This is a genomic window from Singulisphaera photorubra (assembly GCF_045290345.1).
Lineage (GTDB): Bacteria > Planctomycetota > Planctomycetia > Isosphaerales > Isosphaeraceae > Singulisphaera.
Genome location: NZ_CP155447.1, coordinates 7969785 through 7988443, shown reverse-complemented (window position 1 = coordinate 7988443; position 18659 = coordinate 7969785). Strand labels below are relative to the sequence as shown.

The window sequence follows — 18659 nt, the reverse complement described above, 5'->3', positions numbered from 1 at the left end:
CATACCAATATTATATTATCGATCAAGCGAGTGATCCACCGGAGTGGGATTGCTTACCTGATCCACACCCCAGAGAGCCCACTCTATACTCAGGCTACTCTTCGCAATCTGGATCGCCAATGCGGGCGCGGGCCGGGGCTGCCCACAGGGCGTCCCCGGTGGCCGTATGTCGGGGCGAGGGCCGCACAATCTTAAATTGTGTCTCGCGACTCCGGCCGGCTGGCCGAATCCGCTTTCCGGCGCTGTCGCGGGCTGCGATAATCGGGTGACGTCCCGAGCCAGGGGAAGGGCCGGGACAACTCGGAGGAGGGACTTAGATGATGGCAGAACAAGCCGGGCTGAGTGAACACCTGCTGGAGTTATTGGGCGGGAGTCACGCTCACCTCGATTTCGAGCGGGCGATCGCCGGACTGCCCGCCGAACTGCGAGGCTCGCGGCCACCCGGGCTGCCGCATACCCCCTGGCGATTGGTGGAACACATGCGGATTGCCCAGTGGGATATCCTCCAGTTCAGTATCGATCCAACCCACGTGTCCCCAGAGTTTCCGGGCGGCTACTGGCCCGAGGCGGACGAACCGCCGGACCCCAGCGCCTGGGACCGCTCCGTCGTAGCGTTCCGGACCGATCTGCGCAAGATGATGGACCTGGTGGCCGACCCCGGCACGGACTTGCTGGCCCCGATCCCGCACGGGCAGGGTCAGACGATCCTGCGTGAGGCCCTCCTGGTGGCCGACCACAACGCCTACCACCTGGGCCAGCTCGTGACGGTCCGGCGGCTCCTCGGCGCCTGGAGTGGTGAAGCATAAAGTCAAGATGCCTACTGATGAGCAAGTGTCTCCTGGCACCTCGGCGGCGAGATCAGGGAAATACAGTGAAGCTGGGTGCATGGTCGCCGGCCTCGGTGGAGACTCCAGGTCCCCCATGTTGGCCTGTTTGGGTGCATGGTCACTGCCCCTTGGCCCGGATGGTGCTGGCTGATCGACAACCCCAGGGCGGATCGACCCGATCCCGTGGGGCGGACGGCTTGGACTTTTGAAGGGCCTGAGGCTGAATTCCGGGAGCGACGGGCATCGGGCGACAGCCATGCCCCATGGGGTTGACTCCGCCGATCCAGGCGGATGTACATCGAACGATCCGGGTGGATGTACATCGAATTCAATGTCGAGTAAAATGGGAATATCCGCAAGCGGGGGCCCCCTCGACAACGCCCCCGCGCCGTTTCTCGTCCGCGGAATCACCTCATTTTTTCAATCATCGACATGATGACTTTCGGAACTCTGACGGGACAAGGGAGTTGACGATGACAGGGAGGAGATGTCCGCTCTGCAAGTGCCCACTCGGGGCCGCGGAAGCGAAGCCTTACTCGCGTCTGACCTGCTCAAAATGCCACGCCGATCTGCATCTGGACAAGGGCGGAGGCTCGTGATCGGCGCTCCTCCCGACGTGGAGGAAGAATATCGCGAGTTGAAACGGGAAGTCCAACAGTTGGCGAGCCGGTTCCCGCTTCGGAAGGTCGTCGCCGGCCTGACGTTGCTCCTGGCCCTCGTGATGGGCTTGCGTTACCTGTTCGGGGCCGCCGAGCGGCTCGAACTGGTCGCGGAAGCGGCGGCACAGGCGCTCGCCAGCGACGACCCGGCCGCCCTGACATCGCTCGCCGCCCCCGGCACCACCGACGACGTCCGTCGCTGGTACGATGCCGTCCACCCGCGGCTGGTCCAGCTCCGCGCTCAATGGGGCGCGAAGGCGGAGGCCGTCGAGGTTCATGTGGGGCAGGAGGCCCCGGATCAACAGAAGGGGTCCGTCGGCATCTCGATCAACCCAGTCAGCACCGGGGCGCGAGACGTCTCGCTCGCCGACCCGTCGCAAGCCACCGCCGGCGCGGCGGTGCCGTTCGGCGAGCTGACCGATTGGACCTTGACCCGATGGGGCGGCTGGAAGCTCGACGGCCGGGCGACCTATGCCAGGGTCGCCCCGACCACCACCGGGGCCCCGTGACGGGGGTCACGAGGAAGGCCGGCGGGGTGTGATCGAGGGGCGAGTCGCTCTGCGGTGCGGTTCACGGCCACGCTCATGCCCGCCCCCATGGGCGGGCAGGGCACGAGCGTGTCGGTTCAATCGAGATCCTTGGCAAATCCCTGGTCCGATCACACCCCAGGGCCAGCGTGCATCATTGTGCGGTCTGAGCAATCTGGCGCGACGGTCCTCAGCTCGATATCCTTGATTGGGTCATCGTCATTGGCCTGCCGCACTTCTCGACGCCTGATCGGCCCCCGGCGGCGACTTGAGGATCTCGCCCACGACGCGGGCGGGGCGGCCGTCGATGAGATGCTGGGCGCGGCCGTTGGCGTGGTAGGCGAGGCTCGTGTGGTCCAGGCCGAGCTGGTGCAGGACCGTGGCCTGGAAGTCGTTCGGGGTGACGATACCGTCGGCGGCGCGGTGGCCGACCTCGTCGGTGGCGCCGTGGGTCATCCCGCCCTTGATTCCGCCGCCGGCGAGCCAAATCGAGAACCCTTGGCCGTTGTGGTCCCGCCCTGCGTTGTCGTCGAGAGCCCCCTCGCTGACCGGGAGCCGACCGATCTCGCCCCCCCAGTGGACGAGCGTCGTGTCCAGAAGCCCGCGCTGTTTCAGGTCCGCAACGAGTGCGGCGGCGGGCCGGTCGGTACGGCGGCAGATCCCGGGGAGTGACTTCTTGATGGCGCTGTGGTTGTCCCACGGCTGCCCGCCCAGGAAGAGCTGGACGAAGCGAACCCCGCGCTCGACCAGCCGCCGCGCGATCAAGCAGCGCGTGCCATACTCGCGGGTGGCGTCCTGGTCCAGGCCATAGAGCCGCTTGATGTACTCCGGCTCGCCCGAGACGTCGAGCGCCTCCTTCGCGGCGGTCTGCATCGACGCGGCGAGCTCGTAGGTCCGGATTCGGGCCTCCAGGTCGGTCTCGCCGGGGTGCGACGCCACGTGGCGGCGGTTCAGCGCATCGAGGAATTGCAGGTTCCGGGCCTGCCCCTCACCGCGGAGGTGGGACGGCGGGTCGAGGTTGAGGATCCGCGGCTCTTGCGGGCGGAGCACGGTCCCCTGGAACGTCGGCGGCATGAACCCGCTCGACCAGTTGTGCGTGCCGTCGACCGGGTGCCCGCCAGGGTCGGAGAGGACCATATAGGCCGGGAGCTCCTGCGACTCACTGCCCAGTGCGTAGACGACCCAGCTCCCGAGCGTCGGACGCCCGGTGATGCCCGCGATCCCGCCGTGGAAGTAACGGATCGAGACCTCGTGGCCGTTGTGCCCGGTGTGCATCGACCGGATCACGCACAGGTCATCCACCATCCGCGCCGTCTCGGGGAGCAGCTCCGAGACGTCCGTGCCGCACTGCCCGTGCTTGGCGAACTTCCAGGGGCTCCCGAGCAGCTTCTTGCTGGCCCGATTCACGAAGCTGAAGGCAATGTCGCCGCTGTAGTCTTTGCCGTGGTGCTTCGACAGTTCGGGCTTCGGATCAAAGAGGTCGACGTGCGACGGCCCCCCGTGCATGAACAGCGAGATCATCGCCGTCGCCTTCGGGGCATGGTGGGGGGGCCGGGGCCTGAGGTCGAGCGGCAGGTTCTCGCCGGGCTTGGGGGGCTCCGCGGCGAGCAGCCCGTCCTGGCGCAGCAAGTGCGCCAGGGCGAAAGCACCCACGCCGAAGGCGGAGCTCGTCAGGAAGTCCCGTCTGCTGTGGGGGAACGGCTCAGTCGACATAGAGGAACTCGTTGGAACAGAGGAGCTGCTGGCAGAGGTCCGTCAGCGCGGCCAGTTCGGGGTCATTGCCGCCACGGGGGGGAGCGACAAACGCGATCGCGGCGTCGAGCTCCTCGCGGCTGACCGGACGCTGGTAGGCCAGGAGCCAGGCATGAGCGATCATCCGATGCAAACGATGAGCGGCAGGGTCGGTCGAGTCGGTGGCGGAGTTGGCCGGTGCCGCGGCCCGGAGCCGCTGCGCCATCGATTTCGCATGACCGAGCGTGAACTCGCTATTCATCAGGACCAGGGCCTGAGGCGCCGACGTGCTGAGCACGCGGCGGTCGCAGTTGATGGCCATCACCGGCGCATCGAACGCGGAGAGCAACGACACCGGCTTCGTGCGGCGTGCCTGGAGGTATACGCTGCGGCGCGGCGAGTCCTTGTCAGGGAGCACCTGGCCGACGGAATCCTCAGCCACTGGCACCGGCGGGCCGAACGGGGTCCGGTCGAGGCGGCCTGAGACGGCGAGCACGTTGTCGCGAAAGGCCTCGGCGTCGAGCCGGCGGACGGCGTAGCGGCCATAGAGGGCATTCTCGCTGTCCACCGCGTCTTGCGCCGGGTCGCGCCGGGAGGACTGGCGGTAGGTGGTGGACGTCAAGAGGAGCCGGTGCATCCGCTTCATGCCCCAGCCGCCGCGGGCGAGGTCGTCGGCCAGCCAGTCGAGCAACTCGGGGTGCGTCGGCCGGGTGCCCAGTGCTCCAAAGTCGCCGGGCGTCTCGACCAAGCCTCGCCCGAAATGATGGAGCCAGAGCCGGTTCATGAGCACCCGCCCCACAAGCGGATGCTGGCCGTTGACCAGGTGGCGTGCGTACGCCAGGCGGCGGCCGGTGGTCGGCAAGGCCGGGTCATCGGGAGGAATCTCGTAACGCTGGCCGTCTGGCGCCGCGATGGTCAGGTCGCCCGGCCCGACCGGCGACTTCGGCTGGCGATGGTCACCGCGATGGAAGAGGCGGGTCTCGGGCGTGACGCCGGGCACCTCGTCGAGCACGCTGACGAAGTCTTCCGGCGGCTTCTCCGAGCGCTTCGCCGCAACCCGCTCGGCGTCCTTCTTCAGCTCGTCAGCGGCCTTGGGGTCGTACTGGTAGAGCACCCCCGCGCTAATGTTGACGCTCGGGTTGGTGGCCAGCAACGACTTCTGCTCGTCGGTCCGCTTATCGGCGGGCGTGTCGAGAGCCGCGCGGAGCTTGCCCCGCACGTCCTCGGGGAACTTCGCCAGCTCCTTTTCCGTCGCGGCCGCGAGGAACCGGGCGGTCTTGGAGGCGAGGTCTTTCTGAATCGCCTGTGCCTCGGTCTCGACCGCCGCGGCACGGGTACGTTCGGCGTCGGAGTAGAGCGAGATGAGCCGCTGACCGGGCCGACGCCAATGCTGCGGGTCGAGGGCCGGTTCGAACACGGCGCGGAAGCGATAGTAGTCTGACTGGGGGATTGGGTCGTAGCGATGGTCGTGGCACTGAGCACAGGCGACGGTCAGGCCCAGCACCGCCGACCCGACAATCTTGATCGTGTCCGAAACGACCTGGTTCGACACCAGGGCGTCCCCGCCGCCGGTGGCGGTGCCGTCGGGGCCGGTGCGGAGGAAGCCAGTCGCCGCCAGGAGCTGCGTCTGCTCGGGCGTCAGGTTCGACCAGGGCTTTGGGACGAGCTCGTCGCCTGCAAACTGTTCAATGAGGAACCGGTCGAACGGCTTGTCGGCGTTCAGGGCCCGGATGACGTAATCGCGGTATTTGTAGGCAAACTGACGCGGCGTGTCCTGGGTACCGTCCCCTTCGGAGTCGGCGTATCCTGCCGCGTCGAGCCAGTGCCGCGCCCACCGCTCGCCGTAATGGGGGCTGGCAAGGAGTCGCTCGACAAGCTGCTCGTAGGCGTCGGGCGCCTGATCGGCGACGAAGGTCTCGACCTCCTCCGGCGTAGGCGGCAGGCCCGTCAGGTCGGCGTGAACGCGGCGGATAAGGGTGCGGCGATCGGCGTCGGGGGCGAACCCCAGCCCGCGCTCACGGAGCCTGGCCAGGACGAAAGCGTCGATCGGCGTTCGCACCCGGTCGTCCGGCCCGGCCGGCGGCGGATTCAGGCGGCGGATCGGTTGGAACGCCCAGAACGCCCGATCCTCCGGCGTGATGTCGATTCCCTGTGGCAGACTCTCCGGCTCCTCCCGCGTTGTCGGCGCCCCCGCGGCGATCCACTTCTCGAGCACGGCGATGCGGTCAGCGGGCACTTTCCCTTCGCCCGGCGGCATCTCGCCGTCCCGCACGCGGGCCAGGAGCTCGCTCTCGTCCGGCTGCCCCGGCACCAGCGCCGGCCCGGTCGCCCCGCCCCGCACGGCGAACCGCTTCAGGCGAAGGTCAAGCTTGCCCTTGAGCTCCTCGCCACCGCCGTGGCAATCGAAGCAGTAGGCCTTGAGGATCGGCCGCACGTCCCGCTCAAATGTCGGCGGCTGGTCGGCCCGAGCAGCCAATCCGGCGTGAGTCGCAATGATCAGAAGCGTCCAGCCTAAGATACGCATCAAGACACCCTTCAGGCTCGTCCCCGCGCGGATGCAACCCTTGAGTCGGGCGGCGGCCGGGACAACGCTAAATCATTGTTAAACTTTGGGGCCACGTCAAGCCAGAACCGGCACATGGACTCACGCACACTCTCGCCATACCCGGCCCTTACCGCCTGTCACAAACCTCGGAACGGGACAGGCCGGCGGGTTCTCACTGGCTGCACGGTCGAGTGTGTCGGCTGCCATCAACAGGTCGTGCGATAGCTGCTCAAGTTCGTCGATCAGTGTTCCGGGTGGGAGTACCGGAAGGGGCGGGGCTGGCTGCCCGAGGTCTGCGGCAATTTGCCAGGTCGCTGTGAACGCCCGGACGCCAGCCTCCCCGTCCCGCCGGGCGGCCGGCAGGTTGTCGGCCCACTCGCCGGGCACAATGTCCTGAACGAAGAGCCGAACCATCCCGGCCGCCGCCAGCGCCCGGAGCTCAACGCCCGCTCGAACCGCCAAGGTCAGGTCGCGCAGCGGCGCCCGGACAATGTCAAGCAACGTGCAGGTATCCAGTAAGAGGATCGGTCGGGAGGCGGCGCACAAGTCTGCCACAGCTTGGGTGAGGGTCGTCATGGGGCCATGACGGCCAGCCGCTTAGCCAGCCACTCGGAGTCCGCAAAAAAACGGTCGGCGAGTGCCGTGACGACCTCCTGCTTCCAACCGCTGTCCGCAAGCCACCGACCCAACTCGGCCCGGTCAATGGCGACCTGCTCGGCCAGACAGACGGAGACGAGTTCGTCCCACAACCATTGCGCCCGGTCCGTGAGCGGCCACTCACCGTCGGCCGTGTCCGCGAATCGGGTGAATAGCATTTCGGCGGCGGGGGTGACGGCGCTCCGCGGGCCGAACGCTGGCCATGTGCAGCGGGCGCCGGCCGCACTAGCGGCGGGCAGCACGCAGTCCTCAGCGAACTCGGCGACCAGACGCCCGATCCGCCCCGCGTCGCCCGAGGGTGGATGGCGGAGCACCTGGACCGGGCCGCCGCGCACTCGGGTTGCAGCGACACGCTGGAGCCAGACCCGCACCGCCGCATCACCCGCCCGGTCGAACATGTAGCAGCGGATGCGGTCCGGCTGCAAGCGGGTCCCCTCGTACTCACGGTCGCGATCCCAGCCGGGCGATAGCATCGCGTCAATCGTGTCCAGGAATCGGTCGACGACGGCCAAGTCACCCCGGTACAGCGAAATACGCCAGTCGCGTAGCGGGATGAACGGGTCGACCGCAGTCATGTGCACGCTCCTCCGGATGGGTTTCCGCACGTCATTATACAACAACGGCTTCCGGCGCAACAGGATGATCCGACGAACCCGCCGCCTGGAGTCGGGTCAATCGAGACGCTTACCCTTCAGCGCAGGGTGGCAACGCAATTTCTTGTGGAACCGTCGGTCTTGGGGTAGGATCGGTCTGTTCCCGGTGATCGACCCCGCGCTGGCCTCGCCCATCCTCTGGGTCTCGAGTGCGCGATCTCACGCCGTCGGCACCCTCGCGGGCCTCCTACCTCGAACCGCGGTGAATCCATGAAGACGACGCTCGTGACCTTGCTCGGCTGCCTCGCGCTGCCTGGACTCCTGTCGGCGGCCGACACTGTCGATTACGCGCGGGAGGTCAAGCCCCTCTTCACCAAGCGATGCGTGGCCTGCCACGGGGTTCTCAAGGCGAAGGCAGGGCTGCGGCTCGATACCGCGGCGCGAATCAAGCAAGGGGGAGACGGCGGACCGACGGTCGTCCCCGGCATGAGTTCCGAGAGTCTGCTGATCGAGGTTGTCACCGGGGCTGACGGCTTGCGAATGCCTCCTGAAGGAGAACCGCTCTCGACGCAGGAGATCGCCACCCTGAAGGCCTGGATCGACCAGGGAGCCGAGTCCCCCGAGGGCGAGGCCGAGCCGGAAGACCCAGGTCGACACTGGGCCTTCCAGCGGCCGACTCGGTCCGAAATCCCCACGGTGGAGGGCGTTTCCCCCAAGAGCAGCCCGATCGACGCCTTCCTTGCTGCCCAGCAGAAGGAGCGGGGGGTGATGCCCGGACCGCTCGCCGATAAGGAGACGTTGATCCGCCGAGCCTCACTCGACCTGACCGGCCTGGCTCCGACCCCGACTGAGCTCCGAACCTACCTCGAGGATTCCTCGGCCGACGCCTACGAGAAGGTCGTGGATCGTCTCCTGGCCAGCCCCCGTTACGGCGAGCGCTGGGGACGGCACTGGATGGATGTTTGGCGCTACAGTGACTGGGACGGCTACAACAAAGAGGTCCGCGAGAGCCAGCCCCACATCTGGCGCTGGCGTGACTGGATTGTCGAATCGCTCAATAAGGACAAAGGGTACGACCGGATGGTCGTCGAGATGATCGCCGCCGACGAGGCCGCGCCCGACGATCCCGAGGCCCTGCGGGCGACCGGCTACCTCGTTCGCAACTGGTACAAGTTCAACCGGAACGTCTGGCTCGACAACATCGTCGAGCACACCTCGAAGGCCTTCCTGGGCATCACCATCAACTGCGCCCGGTGTCACGACCACAAGTACGACCCGATCGCGCACGAAGACTATTACAAGTTCCGCGCCTTCTTCGAACCTCACGAGATCCGTACCGACCGCATCGCCGGCCAGCCCGACCCGCTCAAGGACGGCCTGGTTCGCGTCTACGACAAGGATCCCAAGACGCCAACCTTCCTCTTCGAGCGGGGCGACGAGAAACGGCCCGTGAAGGAAAAGCCGCTCGATCCCGGCCTCCCTCGGGTCCTCAACCGAGGCAAGTTCCCGGTCCAGGCCGTCAACCTGCCCCCCCAGGCCTACTATCCCGGTGCGCGGCAATTCGTTCAGGACGAGACGTTGGCCCAGGCCAAGGTCGAGGTCACCTCCTACTTGGACGCGTTGGCCAAGGCGGATCGAGCTCTCGTTGATGCGACGACACTCGAGGCGATCGCTCGCGATCCCAAGCCGGCGCAAGCGGCGAGCCGCAAGGCCGAGGCAACCTCCGCCCTGATGGCTAGTGCCCTGACCCTATCCCGCGCCAATCTCTTGGCGATCGAAGCGAAAATTGCCGCCGATCGCGCGAAGCATGCTACTCCACCATCCGCTGACGCCCCCAGCTTGGCCCTCGAGGCAGGTCGAGCCGAGCGAGCGGCCGCCGTGGCCAAGGCCAGCTTTGACCTGCTCACCGCGGAACAGGCGCTCGACGTCGCCAACCAAACCTCGCCGATCTCCCCGTCGTATCGACCGGGCAAGACGCCCAAGGAAAAGGGACCAGAACGATCGCTCAAATCGGTCGATCTTCCCACGAAGCAGGCCGCCATCGCCGCAGCGACCAAGAAACGGGATGAGGCCCGCAAAGCCTTCGACACCGCCCAAAGCGCTCTTAACAACGGCAGCGCCACCTATGCGAGCCTGGGCACGGTCTATCCCGCGACGAGCACGGGACGCCGGCTCGCACTGGCGAACTGGATGGCTTCGAAAGAGAATCCCCTCACGGCCCGGGTCGCCGTCAACCACATCTGGATGCGACACTTCGGCACACCGCTGGTCGAGACCGTTTTCGACTTCGGCCTCAATGGCAAAGGCCCCTCGAACCCCGCGCTCCTGGACTGGCTGGCGAACTCGTTCATGGATAGTGGCTGGAGCATGAAGCAGCTCCACCGCCTGATCGTCACCAGCCAGGCCTACCGCCGCCAGTCCTCGTCCGAGGGGGCGAGCGACTCCAACCTGGCCCAGGATCCGGAGAACCGGTCGCTCTGGCGGATGAACCCCCGGCGGATGGAAGCCGAGGCGGTCCGCGATAACCTGCTGCATGCGGCGGGCGCCCTTGAAAACAACCTCGGCGGCCCCGACCTCGACCCGAACGCGGACCTCGCATCGAAGCGGCGGAGCCTCTACTTCCGGCACGCCAAGGAAAAGCGAGTCACCTTCCTGAAGCTGTTCGACTCCGCCAACGCAACCTCCTGTTACCGCCGCTCCGAGAGCGTCGTCCCACAACAGGCGTTGGCCTTGGCGAACAGCCCGATCTCGTTCGAACAGGCACGAGTCCTGGCGGCCGCGATCTCTCGCGACCTCAAGTCGGGTCCGGCAACCTCGGATAACCCCGCGTTCGTGACCTCAGCCTTCGAGCGTGTGCTTGGCCGCGCACCGGGTCCCGAGGAGCGGACCGCCTGCGAAACGTACCTGACCGAACAGGCCGTTCGACTGGCCGATAAGACGGGCCTCCACCCGTTCGCTTCCGGACCCGCCAGTGCAGTGAAGCCGGCCGCCGACCCCGCGCAGCGGGCCCGTGAAAGCCTCGTGCACGTGCTCTTCAACCATAATGATTTCGTGACGATCCGCTAACCGAAACGGATCGTGGAGGATTCGCCATGGACTCGAAGACACACACGACTGACCATAGTTGCGGCCGAGTCCCGCGCCGCACGTTCCTTGCCGACGTCGGCATGGGCTTCACCGGAATGGTCCTCGGCGCCATGCTCCACCGCGACAAGATTGCGCGGGGGGCGGGTGCGGAGGAGTGGCTCCCCCCCGACGGCAAGCCGCACTTCGCCCCCAAGGCCAAGAGCGTGATCTGGCTCTTCATGATCGGCGGAACGAGCCACATGGAGAGCTTCGACCCCAAGCCGGCCCTGAATCGCTACGCGGGCAAGACGATCGCCGAATCGCCTTATGCCGACGCTCTCAAGAACCCGCTCGCAGGCAACGTGCGGATCGTCGTCCCCGACGACGCCAATGGTCACATCCGGCAGATCCTCTATCCGCTCCAGGTCGGATCGCGCAAACGAGGCGAGAGCGGACTCGAGATCAGTGACTGGTGGCCCAACCTCGGTGATTGCGCGGACGACATCGCCCTGGTCCGCTCGATGTGGACCACCGACAATAACCACGGCGCCCAACTCCAATTCCATACGGGCCGCCACGCGCTGGAAGGGCCGTTTCCGACGATCGGATCCTGGGTCCACTATGGTCTCGGCTCACTCAACGAAGACCTGCCGCAGTTCGTCGTCCTCGGTACCCCGATCGCCGACTGCTGCGGAGGCCAGGCAGGCCACGGGGCCCACTACCTCGGCCCCGAACATGACGGGGTGCAGTTCTCGGTCGATCCCAAAAGCCCGCTGCCGTTCGCCACGCCCGGCCCCGAGGTCTACCGCGAAGAGCAGGAACGCGAGTTTGAGCTCCTCGGCCGTTTGAACCGGCTCTCGTCGATTCAGTATCCCGACGACCCCGCGCTCCGCGCTCGCATCAAGTCGTACGAGCTGGCGTTCCGGATGCAGGCGGCCGTGCCCGAAGTCCTTCAGTTTTCGAACGAGCGAAACGCGATTCAATCGCTCTACGGGCTCGATCGGCCGGAGACCAAGACTTTTGGCGAGCAATGCCTCTCGGCGCGCCGGCTGGTCGAACGTGGTGTCCGCTTCGTTCAGATCTTCCATGGCAACAACGGCGGGGCAGGGGCCTGGGATGCACACGGCGGTCTCAAGGCCGGCCACTCCAAGCTCTGTGGTCAGGTGGACCGGCCGATCGCCGGACTCCTCAAGGACCTCAAGCAGCGCGGCCTGCTCGACGAAACCCTGGTCGTCTGGGCCACCGAGTTCGGCCGCACTCCAGGTGCTCAAGGGGGAGACGGTCGCGACCACCACCCCTTCGGATTCTCGGTCTGGATGGCCGGCGGCGGCATCAAAGGGGGGATCGCCCACGGAGCGACCGACGAACTCGGCTTCCACGCCGTGGAAAACCGCCATTACGTGACCGACATCCACGCCACCATTCTCCATCAAATGGGACTCGACCCGCGGCGACTCGAAGTCCCCGGCCAGAAGCGTCTGGAAATCGATTACGGACAGCCGATCCGCGAGATTATCGCGTAGGCGGAGCCGTTGAGGATTTGAGGCAAGCAGGGAGCGCAGGCTCCCTGTTAGCCAATTCCAGGGCGGCCAATGAATCGCCCCCAACCCAACCGGAAGCGGTTTGGGCATCTAATTCGCGAGTGTAGTCCCTGGAGGGCTCAGATGGCAGGATTTTGAGGTCGGCGAACCTCCTCCGTCCCGCCCTCGTAAGGAGGGCTGCTGGAGCCATCCGGAGCAGGATTTCGCGGGAACCGCCCGCAGCGCGGATGAGGGGGAACGCTTTTGAAGATCCAACTGCATCTGACAGCCGAAGGGAAGGCCGTTTTTTCCACCGAGAAGCCGCCGGGGCGGAAGCGTCGTCCACCCCATCAAGGATTTCGCGGCTGGATCGAGCGCAAGGCGCAGAACCTCAAAACGGCATGGTCAAAGGCTGATCGCGGGCCTGTGGGTAAAGTCCACGCGTTCTGGGACTACCTCCAGAGTCGGATGCCGGCCGATGAGTCGATGCTCGCTCACCTGAGCACGGCCTCGACGATCGAGATTTATCACCCGGCTGCGCTCTCGGACGAGGAGGCTCAGGCTCTCTGGGCCGTCTACCGAACCCGTTGTCTAAAACGCCATCTCCCCTGGTTGGGGGTCAACGTACTCATCTCTCCCATCTCCTTGCTGCTCGCCCCTTTACCGGGCCCGAATCTGATCGGCTATTGGTTCGCGTACCGCGCCGTGAAAGACGCGCGGGCCCTGTTGGGCTTACGACACGCCCGGGACCCACGCATCACCACGACCTATCATCTCATCGAAGTCCGCATGATTGCGAGGCCAGGACGCGAGCTCACCGGTCTAACCGAGACCGATGCATCCGCAATTGCGTTTCTGGTTGCGGGGAACCGACCTTGAGCTCAGGTCCTGAAGTTGAACGGACGGCGCGAACTTTCCCGCTGGCGGCAAATCGCCGGGACGACTAAGGTATCGGGCCGTTGAAGAGTCGACCATTCCGGGTGATCTGTCTGGCCAGGGAGGGCCGATGAAAATTCAGCATCCGCTCTTGGTCCGTGCGATCGGCGTCACCGGTGCATGGACGGTCCGCCGACTCGTGGGGACCTGCCCCTTCCACTTCCGTTACGCCGACCCGACGCTCAACCCTGAATACGCGAGGCGAACCGGCCAACGCTACATTTATGCCTTCTTCCACGAGGTGATGCTCTTCCCGGCCTACTACTGGGCCTGGCCCGAGATGCAGATCCTGATCAGTGACCACCGCGACGGCGAGTTGATCACGCAGGTAGTCAAGCGGCTCGGTTTCGGCGTCGTCCGGGGTTCGACCACTCGAGGCGGCGCCCGCGCCCTCCGCGAGATGACGAACCGGGTCGATCGTGGGCACCTCTGCGTGACCCCCGACGGTCCCAAAGGACCGCGGCGGCACGTCCACCAAGGGCTGGCCTATCTTGCGAGCCGGACCGGCCTACCGATCGTGGGAGTCGGAATGGCCTTCCGTGCCCCTTGGCGGGCAAAGAGCTGGGATCGTTTTGCCGTCCCTCGTCCTTATCAACCGGCCGCCTGCGTGGTCCCCGAGGCGGTCCACGTCCCGCCCGACGCCGACCGCGAAACGATTGAGGCGTGCCGCCAAGAGGTTGAGCGACAAATGCAGCGCTGCACGCTCGAAGCCGAGGCCTGGGTCGAGCATCTCTGAAACGCCCCGGCAGGAGTGATTCTGGCGTTGGTCCGATCCGAAGGGGCAAGAGATCAAGGCCCTGGTCCCCTAAAGGCATGTGTGCGAAACATGAGACGTCTTAACATCAAAGAGTCGAGGTGAGCGTGACGACAAACGCCGGCTCGACCCGCTCTCTCGGCAAAAGGCCGGTTGCTCTTGCCTCAAATCAGGAGCTCCGGTAAGTTAACGCGACCTGTCATGTGTTACGGTTTTCGACCCGTGTGTACGCTTCGGATCACGTCATCTCATCCGATCGGTCCACCATGAATTCGCAGCTTGAGCGATCTCGGTTGGGACGGCCAACCCGATGCGCCCTCGTTGTTTTAGCGGTGGGATTAGCGGTGGTCTTGATGATCGCGCGTTGGCTGGAGCCCGATGTTCGAGGCTTCGGCACGCACACTCAACTCGGCCTCCCCCCCTGCGCGTTTTCGGTGGTCACTGGCCACCCCTGTCCGACCTGCGGGATGACGACGGCGTTTGCTTGGTCGGTTCGAGGACGGTTCAACCCGTCCTGGCGGGCCAACCCCGCGGGGAGCCTCTTGGCCCCCGCTTGCATCGCCTTGGTTCCCTGGCTGGTCGCCTGTGCGGCCTCGGGGCGGCCACTCGGGTTCCGAACACTGGAACAGCCCCTCATCGGCCTCGTCGTGGCCACCGTGGCCTTGAGCCTATTGTTCTGGACACTTCGCTTGTTCTTAGGGAGGGTGTTATGAAGACCCCTCGGCCGCACGCAAGGACGCGACGCGCCGCTGCCACACTCGTGATCGCCACCGCCGGGCTCATGGCCCTGGCTGGCTGTGATCCACGAACTGTGCTCTATTTCCTTCAGCCGTTCGAGCCCACGATCCCCCCCCCGTGCAAAACTGAGCTCAAGGGGAAAAAGGTCGTCATCCTCGCCCACGCACTCGCCGGGACGCAGACCGACTACCAGTCGCTCGATCGCCAGGTCGCTCGTGAAATGGGCAAGATCTTCCGCGAGAAGGTCAAGAAGATCCAGGTCGTCGACATCGAGAAGACCTGGGCCTGGATCGAAGGGCATCCCGACTGGACCGACCCGACCGAAGCGGCCAAGGCCTTCGAGGCCGACATCGTCATCTTCCTCGAGATCGAGTCCTTCCAGGTCTCCAGCCCGACCAGCCCCGGACTGCTCGAAGGAAACTCGAAGACCCACATTCAGGCGTTCGAGCTGGCTCATCCCAAGAACAGCAAGGGTAAGCCGATCCTCGACCAGCCCAAAGAATCACAGAATATCTACGACGCCTACAAGGACACCGTCTTCCCGGTGCGCGGGCCGATCCCCGAAAGCGCGGGAGCGAGCAAAGCGGCGTTCCGGACCAAGTTCCTCCAGATCGTGGCCACCGAAATCGCCTGGCACTTCATCCCGCATTCGCCCGAAGAAGATATCCAGGACGTGAAGTTCGGCGGTCAGTAAGTCCGTCATCCCAAAACCCGCGGAGCCCCCGACAACCTTGGGGCGCTCCGCGGATCGTGATTCGTTCTTCAGACGAGCATGTCATGGCCGTCTTGATGGCTGAGCTCTTGAAGGCCGCCCGCTTGGCAAGCCGGTCGGCCTATTGCCCTTACTCGAAGTTCCACGTGGGGGCGGCCGTCCTCGCGGGAGGCCGGATCTTCACCGGCGCCAACGTCGAGAACGCCTCTTACGGTTTGACGATCTGCGCCGAACGCACCGCCATCTTCGCCGCCATCCTGGCGGGTGAGGTGGCCATCGATGCCCTGGCCTTGGCCTGCGTCGACGCCCCCACCGACGCCGAACCAGGCCTGTTGATGCCTTGCGGCGCCTGTCGCCAGGTCCTCGCCGAATTCGCTCGTCCCGAGACCCCGATCGCGGTCGATTGCGCCGGCACCTATACCCTGGGTGAATTACTTCCGCTGACGTTTCGACTCCGCGGAGCGACCGGCCGTTGATCCGTTCAAAATGTCAATAGCGCTGGGACAGCACGCTCTTGCATCGACGGCGGCCAACAGGTTAGCATGACAACCCTGCCGAATCTCTTCTTTCCTCGACTTGGCCTCACCAAAGAGGTTAAGCCTACCGTGCGATGAAATGGCCCGCCCGAGACTATTCCGGACGCGAAGCGTTTGCAAGGAGAGTTCACGAGATGCAGGTCGATCGTCGTTCGTTTGTGCGCGGAACGGCCTGGGCAGGGATGTCGGCCCTTGGTTTGCTGAGTGAGAAAGCTTCGGCTCGGCTCCAAGCCGCCCCGAAAGAAGATCCGTTGCGGGTCTGCGTCTGGTGCGAAGGCACCGCAAAGAAATCCGTTTACCCCGACGACATCGACGGTGCGCTGGCGAAGTATCTCGGCCGCCGCGACGGCGTGAACGTGATCCGCGCCCGCTTGGGCGACCCCGGCTCCGGGCTCGATGATAAGACGCTCGACAACACCGACGTCCTCGTCTGGTGGGGCCGGCTCCGCCACGACGATGTCCCCCGTGACCGCGTCGCGGCCATCGTCAAGCGAGTCACCGCGGGGCAACTCGGGTTCGTCGCGCTCCACGCCGCCTGCGCCAGCAAGCCGTTCCGGGAGCTGATGGGCACCTCGTGCGAGCCAGGCCGGTGGCGGGAAGACGGTCGCCCCGAGCACATTAGCATAAAAACCCCCGAACATCCGATTGCGCAAGGGATCAATCCCTTCACCATTGCCAAGACGGACATGTTTGCCGAACCCTTCAAGGTTCCCGTGCCCGAGACGGTCGTCCTGGTCTCCACCTGGGACCAGGGAGAAACGATGCGGAGCGGGCTCACCTGGACGATCGACAAGGGCCGGGTGGTCTACCTCCGGCCCGGTCACGACGCATTCCCGGTCCTGGTTCACCCCTCGATCCGCAAGGTGATCGGCAACGCCGTCCTCTGGGCGGGCCACCGGGCCTGACTTCGCCTCTTGCGTACGTTGGCATCTTCCCAGGCCGTTGACTCGACCGATCGACCACTTATAATCGGGAACGAAAAGGGTGAGCACTTCTCAGAAAACTGGGATCCTGCCGCCACAATCGACGCTCTTATCACTGCGGGACCTTCGGTTTTTTCTCAAAGGACCGCGGTCACACCACACCCGGCGGCAAGAGGGGACCCTTGGGATGGCTAGGGTCCCTTTTAGAGGAATTGCTCGGAACCGTGAGCGGTCTTTCACGTCGAGAGCTCGACTCGGTTCATCCTTCCCCTTTGATGGAGTTCGCACCGATGCGCAAGATGTTCTTGAGCCTGGCTGCCCTGGCCCTCGTAGCTAGCCCGGCCTTCGCGGGCGCCGGCAAGTACAACTCGGCCGTCGCCCCCGGCGACGCCGCCCCGGCGTTCTCAGGCATTCCCGCCGTCTTGGGCGATAAAGACACCACCCTGAACCTCGCCGACATCAAAGAAGACGTGGTCGTTGTCGTCTTCCTGGCCAACCATTGCCCCGCGGTCACGGCCTACGAAGACCGTGTCATCGACTTCGCCAATGATTACAAGGGCAAGAACGTCAAGGTCGTCGCCCTCTGCGTCAACGACATGGACTCCGACCGTCTCCCCGCCATCAAGGAGCGCGTTAAGGACAAGAGCTACACCTTCGCCTACGGCTACGACGCCAGCCAGGAAGTCGGACGAGCCTACGGTGCGGCCAAGACCCCGCAGTTCTTCGTCCTCGACAAGACCCGGACGATCCGCTACACCGGCGCGTTCGACGACAACTCGAAAGAGGCGAAGGTCGAGAAGAAGTACGTCCGCGACGCGGTCGACTCCGTCCTGAAGGGCGAGTCGGTTGAAATCGCCGAGACTCGGGCCGTCGGCTGCGGCATCGGCTACAAGCAGAAGTGATCTCGATCACTTCACCACTCGCATAGGCCCCCTCGGGGACCGACTCATCTCTGGCCGCCGCCGATCCATTCCATCGGCGGCGGCTTGCTTTGTCGTCGAACCACGCACGCTCCGCCCCCAGCCAACTCCCCATGAATCCCTTCTGCTCTTGATTGATTCCACACCAAGATAGATGAGAGCGGAAGAACTCCCCACTCCCCGAAAAATCTCCATCTTGAATTGGAGGAGGGAAACATCATGACCTCAATCCTTCACGCATCTAACCGCTCTCTCCTGATCCTCGCCCTGGCGCTTGCGGGTTGCGGTGAGGCGGCCGACACCAGCGTCACGCCTGGCCCCGAATCCAATTCGCCGACGGTGTCGACAGGCACTCCCTCCGAAACCGCGGCGGTTGCGCCCGCCACGCCAACCCCAACCACGGATTCGTCGAAAGAGCCGGAGAAGGCCGACGCCCCGCCCAAAGTCGAGGTGGCGATTACCGAGGGAGATGCCAAACTCGAACCGATTAAGTTCGACGGCTTTCTCAAGCGGGTGGCCAACAAGGACGCCAAGTTCACCTTGGTCGATGTCTGGGCATCCTGGTGCCTTCCGTGCAAGGAAAACTTCCCTCACCTGGTCGAGATGAACACAAAGTTCGCCGCGAAGGGCCTGGCCGTCGCCTCCCTTTCGTTCGACGACCCGACCGAGCCCAAGCAGGTCAAGGATGCCATCGAGTTCCTCGCCGCCAAGAAAGCGGTCTTCGCCAACTACCTGCTCGACGAGGAAGAGGGGGTTGGCTACGAAAAACTGAACATCGGTGCAATCCCGGCCGTATTCATCTATGGTCCCGACGGTCAGGAGGTGAAGCGATACACCATGGACGACCCCAACAACCAATTCACCTACGAACAGGTTGAGAAGGATGTCATGACGCTGCTCGACGGTAAGCCGCTTCCGAAAGACGAAAAGAGCAAGCCCGCCGCGAAGTGAGCGAACGAAAAAAAAGGAAAAGTTCCCTCCTCGCCCACGAACGTCGGGTTTGCTACAATCTCTG

At 65.0% G+C, this 18659-nt stretch carries 16 protein-coding genes; 12 read left to right on the top strand and 4 right to left on the bottom strand.

Features of this window, described 5'->3' with window-relative positions:
• The first annotated feature begins 317 nt into the window (after positions 1-317).
• Both V5E97_RS30090 and V5E97_RS30085 read left to right on the top strand, forming a co-directional pair.
• Positions 318-806, top strand: coding sequence for a DinB family protein (locus V5E97_RS30090; protein WP_406695256.1), 489 nt, complete (start codon positions 318-320; stop codon positions 804-806).
• Between the two features lie 508 nt (positions 807-1314).
• Positions 1315-1995 carry a hypothetical protein gene (locus tag V5E97_RS30085; protein WP_406695255.1) on the top strand — a complete coding sequence of 227 codons (681 nt, stop codon included), beginning with the start codon at positions 1315-1317 and terminating at the stop codon, positions 1993-1995.
• A 237-nt stretch (positions 1996-2232) separates the two neighbouring features.
• On the opposite strand, the gene V5E97_RS30080 is transcribed toward V5E97_RS30085, so the two are convergent.
• The 4 genes from V5E97_RS30080 to V5E97_RS30065 all read right to left on the bottom strand — a co-directional run bounded on the left by V5E97_RS30080 (position 2233) and on the right by V5E97_RS30065 (position 7521).
• Positions 2233-3726, bottom strand: a complete 1494-nt coding sequence (locus tag V5E97_RS30080) for a DUF1501 domain-containing protein (RefSeq protein WP_406695254.1) — start codon at positions 3724-3726, stop codon at positions 2233-2235.
• Positions 3716-6268 carry a PSD1 and planctomycete cytochrome C domain-containing protein gene (locus tag V5E97_RS30075; protein WP_406695253.1) on the bottom strand — a complete coding sequence of 851 codons (2553 nt, stop codon included), beginning with the start codon at positions 6266-6268 and terminating at the stop codon, positions 3716-3718. Before V5E97_RS30075 ends, V5E97_RS30080 begins: the two co-directional genes overlap by 11 nt.
• A 120-nt stretch (positions 6269-6388) precedes the next feature.
• Positions 6389-6790: a hypothetical protein gene (locus V5E97_RS30070; RefSeq protein ID WP_406695252.1), complete on the bottom strand. Its 402-nt coding sequence runs from the start codon at positions 6788-6790 to the stop codon at positions 6389-6391.
• A 71-nt stretch (positions 6791-6861) separates the two neighbouring features.
• Positions 6862-7521, bottom strand: coding sequence for a hypothetical protein (locus V5E97_RS30065; RefSeq protein WP_406695251.1), 660 nt, complete (start codon positions 7519-7521; stop codon positions 6862-6864).
• A gap of 288 nt (positions 7522-7809) precedes the next feature.
• On the opposite strand from V5E97_RS30065, the gene V5E97_RS30060 reads away from it, so the two are divergent.
• The 10 genes from V5E97_RS30060 to V5E97_RS30015 all read left to right on the top strand — a co-directional run bounded on the left by V5E97_RS30060 (position 7810) and on the right by V5E97_RS30015 (position 18595).
• Positions 7810-10605 (top strand): PSD1 and planctomycete cytochrome C domain-containing protein, encoded by a 2796-nt coding sequence (locus tag V5E97_RS30060; protein ID WP_406695250.1) that lies wholly within the window; start codon positions 7810-7812, stop codon positions 10603-10605.
• Between the two features lie 26 nt (positions 10606-10631).
• Positions 10632-12128, top strand: coding sequence for a DUF1501 domain-containing protein (locus V5E97_RS30055; RefSeq protein ID WP_406695249.1), 1497 nt, complete (start codon positions 10632-10634; stop codon positions 12126-12128).
• Between the two features lie 261 nt (positions 12129-12389).
• Positions 12390-13004, top strand: a complete 615-nt coding sequence (locus V5E97_RS30050; protein WP_406695248.1) for a hypothetical protein — start codon at positions 12390-12392, stop codon at positions 13002-13004.
• A 127-nt stretch (positions 13005-13131) separates the two neighbouring features.
• Complete coding sequence (locus V5E97_RS30045) at positions 13132-13797, top strand: lysophospholipid acyltransferase family protein (RefSeq protein WP_406695247.1); 666 nt, start codon at positions 13132-13134, stop codon at positions 13795-13797.
• A gap of 371 nt (positions 13798-14168) precedes the next feature.
• A complete protein-coding gene (locus tag V5E97_RS30040) occupies positions 14169-14528 on the top strand; it encodes a DUF2752 domain-containing protein (protein ID WP_406695246.1) in 360 nt (119 codons plus the stop codon).
• Positions 14525-15247, top strand: coding sequence for a hypothetical protein (locus tag V5E97_RS30035; RefSeq protein ID WP_406695245.1), 723 nt, complete (start codon positions 14525-14527; stop codon positions 15245-15247). The genes V5E97_RS30040 and V5E97_RS30035 overlap by 4 nt, the downstream gene beginning before the upstream one ends.
• Positions 15248-15330: 83 nt before the next feature.
• Positions 15331-15741 (top strand): cytidine deaminase, encoded by a 411-nt coding sequence (locus V5E97_RS30030; protein ID WP_406695244.1) that lies wholly within the window; start codon positions 15331-15333, stop codon positions 15739-15741.
• Between the two features lie 194 nt (positions 15742-15935).
• The gene (locus V5E97_RS30025; protein ID WP_406695243.1) at positions 15936-16706 is read left to right on the top strand and encodes a ThuA domain-containing protein; all 771 of its coding nucleotides are present in this window, start codon (positions 15936-15938) and stop codon (positions 16704-16706) included.
• 308 nt (positions 16707-17014) lie between these two features.
• On the top strand, positions 17015-17626 hold the full coding sequence (locus V5E97_RS30020; RefSeq protein WP_406695242.1) for a thioredoxin family protein: 612 nt from the start codon (positions 17015-17017) through the stop codon (positions 17624-17626).
• A 237-nt stretch (positions 17627-17863) separates the two neighbouring features.
• Positions 17864-18595: a TlpA disulfide reductase family protein gene (locus V5E97_RS30015; RefSeq protein WP_406695241.1), complete on the top strand. Its 732-nt coding sequence runs from the start codon at positions 17864-17866 to the stop codon at positions 18593-18595.
• Positions 18596-18659 lie beyond the last annotated feature (64 nt).